The sequence below is a fragment of the Paracraurococcus ruber genome, from assembly GCF_004353985.1.
Classification (GTDB): Bacteria; Pseudomonadota; Alphaproteobacteria; order Acetobacterales; family Acetobacteraceae; genus Paracraurococcus; species Paracraurococcus ruber.
In genome coordinates this window covers 1-6091 of sequence record NZ_SMOA01000305.1, presented here as the reverse complement: position 1 = coordinate 6091, position 6091 = coordinate 1, and the positions used below count along the sequence as shown (strand labels likewise).

Annotated in this window: 4 protein-coding genes; all 4 read left to right on the top strand. The window is 75.1% G+C overall.

What is annotated here, in order from left to right:
- The coding region (locus E2C05_RS27610) for a carbohydrate porin (protein WP_133222862.1) at positions 1-1413 on the top strand (1413 nt) is incomplete at its 5' end.
- Positions 1414-1501: 88 nt separating this feature from the next.
- Positions 1502-3151: an AMP-binding protein gene (locus E2C05_RS27605; protein WP_133222861.1), complete on the top strand. Its 1650-nt coding sequence runs from the start codon at positions 1502-1504 to the stop codon at positions 3149-3151.
- Positions 3148-3417, top strand: a complete 270-nt coding sequence (locus tag E2C05_RS33470; RefSeq protein WP_158292405.1) for an acyl carrier protein — start codon at positions 3148-3150, stop codon at positions 3415-3417. Before E2C05_RS27605 ends, E2C05_RS33470 begins: the two co-directional genes overlap by 4 nt.
- Before the next feature lie 204 nt (positions 3418-3621).
- Positions 3622-6057 (top strand): methyl-accepting chemotaxis protein, encoded by a 2436-nt coding sequence (locus tag E2C05_RS27600; protein ID WP_133222860.1) that lies wholly within the window; start codon positions 3622-3624, stop codon positions 6055-6057.
- Positions 6058-6091 lie beyond the last annotated feature (34 nt).

Below are 6091 nucleotides of genomic sequence, written 5' to 3'. Positions count from 1 at the left end.
GTCCCGGCGCCGCTTCGCCTCCCCCGCGCCGCGCTCGGCCTGCTGGCCGCCCTGCTGGCCGGGCCGGCGCTCGCGCAGGCGCCCGGCGTGCCGCCCGCCCCGTCCCGTGCCCCGGGCGTCGCCAATATCGGCCCGCCCGAGGCGGCGCTGGTCCCCGGCCTCGCCGCGCTGCAGGACCGGCTGGAGGACCAGGGCTGGCTGCTGCGCGGCCAGGCCACCTTCGTCTGGCAGGGCCACCCGGCCTTCCGTTCACCCTACGAGGGCGCGTCGAGCCTGCGCAACGGCATCCGCGCCGCCAATACCCTGTCCACCGACCTGGTGATCGGCCGCCGGCTATGGGACGGCGCGGAGGCGATCATCGATGCCTCGGTGACGCGCGGCTTCGGCCTGTCCAACTCGGTCGGGCTGGCCGGATTCCCGAACAACGAGGCCTTCCGGCTGGGCTCCACCCAGCCGAATTTCTTCGTCCCGCGCGCCTTCCTGCGGCAGACCATCGGCCTGTCGGCCGACACGGTGCCGAACGACGACGACCCGACGCGCTTCAGCAGCGTCCTGCCGCGCGAGCGCATCACCGTCACCATCGGCAAATTCTCGGTCTGGGACATCTTCGACGACAATCTCTACGCGCATGACCCGCGCACGCAATTCCTCAACTGGGCGCTGGTCGGCGGCGCCGCCTTCGACTACGCCGCCGATGCGCGCGGCTGGACCAACGGCGCGGCGGTGGAATGGGAGAACGGCGTCTGGGGCGTCCGCGCCGGCGCCTTCCAGGTGCCGCGCCGCGCAAATGGCCTGTTCCTCGACCCCGCGGTGACCCGGGCCTGGCAGGTGCTGGGCCAGGTGGACCGGTTCTGGCGGCTGGGCGGCCAGCCCGGCGCGCTGCGCGTCACCTATGGCGCCAGCCGGGCCCGGCAGTCGAGCTGGGGCGAGCTCTTCGCCAACGGCTTCGACACCTTCGAACAGAACCCGCGCGGCTACCGGCTGAAGCACAACCTCAACCTCAGCTTCGAACAGGGGCTGACCGCCGATCTGGGCGTCTTCGCCCGGCTGTCCTGGAATGATGGCCGGACGCAGAACTTCATGTTCACCGAGACGGACCGCGCCATCTCCGGCGGGCTGCAGCTGCGCGGCCTGCGCTGGGACCGGCCGATGGATACGGTCGGCCTCGGGGCCAATCTCGGCTGGATCTCGGAAGGACGGCGTCGCTACCTCGAGGCCGGCGGCATCGGCTTCATCGTCGGCGACGGCCGGCTGAACTACGCGCCGGAATGGGTGACGGAGGTCTATTACGACGCGCGGGTCCTGCCCGGGGTGAACGTCGCAGCGAACTACCAGGTGGCGGTCAACCCCGCCTACAACGCGGATCGCGGCCCGGTGCATTTCGTCGCGCTGCGCGTCCGGACGGCGTTCTGACGCGGGCCGCCCGGCACCCTGGCCGTTCCGCGTTGCACCGCGCCGCGGGCAAGCTTCCGGTCATCCCTTCGGGGTGCATTCCGGCCCGATGTCCGGCCCGTCCCTCCTCGACCCCATCCGGCGCCGGCTGGCGACCGCGCCCGGGGCGCCCTTCGTCCATATCCTGCGCGACGGCCGCAGCGAGACTCTGACCAATGCCGCCCTGGCGGAGGGCGCGGCCCGCTGGGCCGCCCTGCTCGCCGCCGATGGCTGCCGCCCCGGCGAGGTCGTCGTGCTCGTCCTCCGGCACGGGCCGGCGCTCTACACCGCCTTCCTCGGCGCCATGCTGGCCGGCTGCGTGCCGGCCTTCCTGCCCTTCCCGACGCCGAGGCAGGACCCCGCGCGGTACTGGGACGCGCTGGACGCGCTGCTGCGCCGGTCCGGCGCAGCCTGCCTGATCGCCGGGCCGGAGGATACGGCGGCGCTGCGCGCCCGGCTGCCGCGTCCCGCCTGCCGGCTGCGCCTGCCGGGGGAGGAGGCGGCGATGACGCCGCTGGCGGCATGGCGCGGCGGCGCCGGCGACGACATCGCCCTGCTGCAGCACAGCTCTGGCACCACCGGCCTGCAGAAGGGGGTCGCGCTCAGCCATCGGGCGGTGCTGGCGCAGCTCGATGCCTGTGCCGCGGCCATCGGCTTTGCCGCCGGCGACGTGGTGGCCAGCTGGCTGCCGCTCTATCACGACATGGGCCTCATGGCCTGCTTCCTCCTGCCGCTGGCCAAGGGCGGCGCGGTGGTCAGCCTCGATGCCTTCGAATGGGTGGCGCGGCCGGCGCTGCTGCCGCAGGCCATCGCGGCGCATCGCGCCCGCTGGTGCTGGCTGCCCAATTTCGCCTTCGAGCACCTGGCCCGGCACCGCCGGCCGGAGGAGTGGCACGACCTCTCCTCCATCCGCGCCTTCATCGACTGTTCCGAGACCTGCCGGGCGGAGAGCCTGGACCGCTTCGCCGCCGGCTTCGCCGATTGCGGCGTGACGCCGGACCGCCTCGCCTGCTGCTACGCCATGGCGGAGGCGGGCTTCGCCGTCACCCAGACGCCGCCCGGCCGGCCGCCGCCCCGCCTGGCGCTGGCGGCCGAGGCCCTGGCGCGCGGCGAGGCGCGGCCGGCGTCACCGGGGGAGCGCGTGGCCACGCTGCTGTCGGTCGGCCGCCCCGTCGGGGGGATGGCCCTGCGCATCCTCGGACCCGATGGCATGGCGCTGCCGGAGGGGCGCATCGGCGAGGTCGCGCTGCGCGGCGACTCGCTCTTTGCCGGGTGGCACCGGCAGCCGGAGGCGAGCGCCGCGGCGCTGCGGGATGGCTGGTACCGCACCGGCGATCTGGGCGCCCTGGTCGGCGGCGAACTGGTCGTGACCGGGCGGCGGAAGGAGGTGATCCTGCTGCGCGGCCGCACCCTCTATGCGCCGGACCTGGAGGCCGCGGCGAACCGCGTCCCCGGCGTCCATCCTGGCCGCGCCGCGGCGCTCGGCGTGCCGGATCCGGCGAGCGGCACCGAGGTGCTGGTGCTGGTGGCGGAGACCGACCTGACGGAGGAGCCGGCGCGGCGCGCCCTGGCCCGCGCCCTGCGGGCGGCGCTGGAGGCGGAGACCGGCCTCGGCGGCGCCGTCGCGGCGCTGCGGCCGCCCGGCTGGCTGGTGAAGACCACCAGCGGCAAGCTGAGCCGTGCCGCCAACCTGGCGAAATACCTGGCGGAGGCGGCATGACGGCGGCGGCGATCGCGGCGGGGCTGGCCGAGGTGTTCCGCAGCGTCTTCGGCGACCCGGGCCTGCGGCCCGATCCGGCCTGGACCCCGGCCGACCTGGATGGCTGGGACAGCCTGCGGCATGTCGCGCTCATCCTGGCGACCGAGGCCCGTTTCGGCATCCGCCTGCCGGCCGCCGCGCCTTTGGGCAGCGTTGGCGACCTCCAGGCGGCGGTGGCGGCGGCGCTGCGCGCCGCGACGGGCGGCGACGCGCCGCGGCAAGGATAAAGCAAACTCAGTCAGTTACAGCACGATGTCGGCGTTTCGCTTCACGAAGGGTTCACGACTCTGGTGCGACCTTCGTGCGGCTCGAGCGTGATCGCCTGCGGTGCATCGACCGCGGGGCGCGATCACGTGGCTCATGACTGGCCTGGCGTCCCCTCCGCGCCGCTCCGGCGCGGGCCGGGCGTCTGCGCTTCCGGAACGCCTCACATGCGCGCGCCCGCCATTTCCATCCGCCTCCGCATCATGCTGCTGCTGCTCGGCTTCGCCGTCCTGCCGGCACTGCTGCTGGTGGGCACCTTCGCCACCGAGCGGGATGCGCTCCGGCGGACCGCGCTCGACCGGCTGGGCGACGCCGCCGCGGCGCTGACCGACAGCATCGACCGCAACCTGTTCGAACGCTATGGCGACGTGCAGGCCTTCGGCCTGAACCCCGCGGCGCAGGACCCGGCGAATTGGCGCCGGCCGGGCAGCGACAACCCGCTGGTGCGCGCCATCGACGAATACGTGGCGCTCTACGGCGTCTACAAGCTGGCGCTGCTGGTCAGCCCCGACGGGGCGGTGCTGGCGGTGAACAGCCGCGACGCCGCCGGCAAGCCGGTGGCGAGCGAGCCGCTCTACGGCCGGTCCTTCGCCGACGCCCCCTGGCTGGGCAAGGCGCTGCGCGGCGAGTTCCTGGTGGGGCCGGAGGGGCTGACCGGCACGGTGGTCGAGCAGCCCGCCCGCGCCGCGGCGGTCGCCGCCGCCTATCCGGGGGAGGATGGCTACAGCATCGTCTTCGCCGCGCCGGTGAAGGATGCCGCCGGCAAGGTGATCGGGGTCTGGGCGAATTTCGCCGATTTCGGCCTGGTCGAGCAGATCGTGGCGGATTTCCACGCGAGGCTGGTCCGCGGCGGCATGCCGCAGGCGGAGATCACGCTGCTCGATCCCGCCGGCCGCGTGATCGTCGACTACGACCCGGCGCTGCGCCCGGGTCCCTACCGGCGGGATTTCGAGGTGATCGGCCGGCTGAACCTGGCCGAGCGGGGCGTCTCCGCCGCCCAGGCGGCGATCCGCGGCGAAGCCGGGGGCGCCGTCGCCCGGCACGCCCGGAAGGGGATCGACCAGGCCAATGGCTATGCCCGCAGCCATGGCGCCATGGGCTTCGCCGGGCTCGGCTGGTCGACCCTGGTCCGCGTGCCGGTCGAGCAGGCCTTCGCCGCGGTGGATCGCATTCTTGAACGCGGGCTGCTGCTGGTCGCCATCGTGCTGGCCGCCATCCTGCCGCTCGGCCTCTGGGCCGGGGCCAGCTTCGCCCGGCCCCTGACCGCCCTTGGCGGCTGCATGCGGCGGATCGCGGCCGGGGAGGTCCCGGCGGCGATCCCCGGCGCCGGCCGGCGCGACGAGGTGGGCGGCATGGCCGCCGCCCTGGCGGTGTTCCGCGACACCATGGCCGAGGCGACGGCGATGCGGGCGCGGGAGGAGGCCTACCGGGCCGAGGCCGCCGCCGCGAAGCGCGACGCGCTGCGCGGCATGGCGGACCGGCTGGAGGCGGAGACCGGCGCCGCGGTCACCCGCATCGGCAACCGCGTCAGCGGCATGGCCGAGAATGCCGAGCACATGGCCGCGACCGCCGACACCATCGCCGCCGCCAGCCGCTCGGTCGCCGGCGCCGCCGGCCAGGCGCTGCAGAATGCCGAGACGGTGGCCGCCGCAACCGAGGAGCTCTCGGCCAGCGTGCGGGAGATCTCGATGCAGGTCTCCCAGGCCGCCGGCATCACCCGCCAGGCGGCGGAACAGGGCAAGGCCAGCGAGGCGGTGATCCGCAGCCTGTCCGACAGCGCCGCCCGGGTGGGCGAGGTGGTGCGGCTGATCGCCGACATCGCCGGCCGCACCAACCTGCTGGCGCTGAACGCGACCATCGAGGCGGCGCGCGCCGGCGATGCCGGCAAGGGCTTCGCCGTGGTCGCCGGGGAGGTGAAGAGCCTGGCGGCGCAGACCGCCCGCGCCACCGACGAGATCGGCGGCCTGGTGGGGGCCATCGCCACCACGACGCAGCAGGCGGTCACCACGGTGCGGGACATGGCGGCCTCGGTCGGGCGCATCGACGCGACCTCCGCCGCCATCGCCACCGCGGTCGAGCAGCAGGCGGCGGCGACCCAGGATATCGCCCGCACCGTCGCCGAGACCGCGGCCGCCGCCCGCGCCGTCGCCACCCGGATCGAGGAGGTGTCGGAGGCGACGATGGCCGCCGGCAGCCGGGCGGAGGAGGTGCGGATCGATGCCGGGGAGGCGCGCGACGCCATCACCGCGCTGCGCGGCACCCTGGTGGAAGTCGTCCGCACCGCGACGCCCGAGGTCGACCGCCGCACCACCCAGCGCTTCGAGTTGCCGCGCCAGGTGACCCTCGACCTGCCGGGGCGGCCGCGGGTGGAGGCGAAGCTGCTGGATATCGGGGCCGGCGGCGCCCGGCTGTCCGGGCTGGCGCCCCTGCCGGCCGGGACGCGCGGCCGGCTGCACCTGGCCGAGCTGGGCGCGCCGGTGCCCTTCGCGTCCCTGGGCGACGACGGCCGGGACAGCACGCGGCTGCGGTTCGAGCCGGATGCGCCGGCGACGGCGGCGCTGGCGCGGCTGCTCGCCACCCTGGCGGGCCAGCAGGCCGCCTGAGCAAGGGCCGGGGCGCGCGGAGGTCGCGGCGGGG

Excerpts from the sequence above, each read along its gene's own strand:
- E2C05_RS27605 (WP_133222861.1), top strand. The coding sequence starts at position 1,502 with ATGTCCGGCCCGTCCCTCCTCGACCCCATCCGGCGCCGGCTGGCGACC.
- E2C05_RS33470 (WP_158292405.1), top strand. The coding sequence starts at position 3,148 with ATGACGGCGGCGGCGATCGCGGCGGGGCTGGCCGAGGTGTTCCGCAGC.
- E2C05_RS27600 (WP_133222860.1), top strand. The coding sequence starts at position 3,622 with ATGCGCGCGCCCGCCATTTCCATCCGCCTCCGCATCATGCTGCTGCTG.